At 75.0% G+C, this 2,028-nt stretch carries 1 protein-coding gene and 1 pseudogene; both read left to right on the top strand.

Annotated elements, in window-relative coordinates; translation table 11 throughout:
• Positions 1 to 411, top strand: a pseudogene (locus ND748_RS30745) (TetR/AcrR family transcriptional regulator); the annotation flags it as partial.
• A 547-nt stretch (positions 412 to 958) separates the two neighbouring features.
• Positions 959 to 2,028, top strand: a 1,070-nt coding sequence (locus tag ND748_RS30740; RefSeq protein WP_251749798.1) for a serine/threonine-protein kinase, incomplete at its 3' end; no start/stop codon positions are given.

Raw genomic sequence — 2,028 nt, 5'->3', positions numbered from 1 at the left:
CGCCAGCTCACCGGGCAGCTGCGCGCGGCCGCGGACCGGGCCGGCGCCGATCCGGTGGAACGGCTCGCCGCCACCGCCGGCGCCTACACCGCGTTCGTCGTCGAACGCCGCGCCGGGATGGACGTCCTGTTCGCCCCGGGCCTGGCGGGCAGCCGCCACCCACAGCTCGCCGCGCAGACCCGCGCCCTGCTCGACACACTGCTCCCGCTGGTGCTGGCCCTGCCCGTGGTGCCGAGCTACCGCGACGCGGTCATCCTCGTCGAGCAGCACCTCGCCCAGGCCCACGGGCACGCCGTGTTCCACCTCGACGGCGTGTTCGCCCAGCACCGGCGCAGCGTCGACCAGGCCGCCGCCGCGTCCGTCGCCACGACCCGGATGCTGGTCGCCGGCCACGCCGCCGGGCGCCGCTGACCGGGCGCCGCTGACCGGACGGGGGTACCCGATACCGGGTTACCGGCCACCCGTTCGTGGGAGGCACGGGCCATTGGCCGCCCGGGCTCGGCGGTTCGGCGACCGCTGATGGTCTCCCCGTGATTTCCGTCAAGAATGTCACCGGTCGGCCGGGTCCTGAGGTATCGGGTACGGAAATGCGGCGTCTCGGCCGTCGGATCGACGCAGACAATGACAATCGGTATGCACCGGCAGGATGAGGGTGGACGGCGCCGCGCACGGCGGCCCGGTGCGCCACCCCCGGTGCCGCCGACGTCACCACGACTGCCGCGTCAGCCGGGGTGGGCGCGCCGGATCGGCAGGTCGACTGGCCGTTTCGGGCCAGGTAGGGCCCCCGCGCGGGAGTTGCGTCGGTGACATCGGGCCGTCGGCTGCGGGCCGCCGACACTTCGGAACAGCGCCGCCGGTGCTGTCGAGTAAGCGATAGAGACGACCAGCGGGACGCGTCGTCACCGACAATTCAGCAGGCGCCCTGGGCCCGACTTCCGCTCGGCCGTAGGGAGGAATGGTGGATACGCGCGAGAACATCGACGAGGTGACCGAGCCGCGGGAAACAACGTCCGGGCTCTCCACTCGCGCGGACCCGCTGCACCCCGGCGATCCGCGCGAACTCGGCGATTACCGGATACTCGGCCGCCTCGGCGAGGGCGGCATGGGCACCGTCTTCCTCGGTCGGGGCCGCGACACCGGCCTGGTCGCCGTGAAGGTCATCCGGGCGGACGTCGCCCGGATCCCCCGCTACCGCGACCGGTTCCGCCGGGAGGCCGCGGTGGCTCGCCGCGTCGCCCGCTTCTGCACCGCCGAGGTCCTCGACGTCGTCGACCCGCCGGACGGGCAGCCCTACCTCGTCACCGAGTTCGTCGACGGCCCGACGCTGGCCCGCGCCGTCGCCAACCATGGCCCGCTGGGCTCGGCCGACCTGGAACGCGTCGCGGTCAGCGTCGCCGCGGCGCTGACCGCCATCCACGGCGCCGGCCTGGTGCACCGCGATCTCAGCCCGTCGAACGTGCTGCTGTCCCCGCTGGGCGCGCGGGTGATCGACTTCGGGCTGGCCCGGGTCACCGACGAGGCGCCCAGCGGGCCGTCGGGCCGGGTCACGGGAACGCCGGCGTTCATGTCGCCCGAGCAGGCCCGCGGCGAGACCGTGACGAGCGCCGCGGACATCTTCTCCTGGGGCGGCCTGGTGATCTTCGCGGGCAGCGGGCGCAAGCCGTTCGGGGACGGTCCGACGTCGGCCCAGCTTCGTCGGGTCCAGCAGGCTGACCCCACCCTCGGCGACCTCGATCCGGCGCTGGCCGCCGTGGTACGCGCGGCGATGCGCCGGGAGCCGGCCCGCCGGCCCACCGCGGAGGAACTGCTGCGCCGCCTCGTGCGCCCCGGCGACGCCGCGCAGACCATCGTCACCAGCCCGCTGGACATCCTGCCGCCCCGGCCGGGCCCGAGCACCTCATCGGCCACCTCGCCCGCCGCACCCCGAACCCCGCCGACCGGAACTGTGTCGCCGAGGTCGAGGCCCGCCCCCGCGGCAGCGGCGTCGGTGTCGTCGACGTCCGGCCCCGTGCCAGCAGCGTCGGCGGC

This window comes from Frankia sp. AiPs1 (genome assembly GCF_023716945.1).
Lineage (GTDB): Bacteria > Actinomycetota > Actinomycetes > Frankiales > Frankiaceae > Frankia.
The sequence above is the reverse complement of the archived record's forward strand: the minus strand, read 5'-3'. Positions and strand labels throughout refer to the sequence as shown.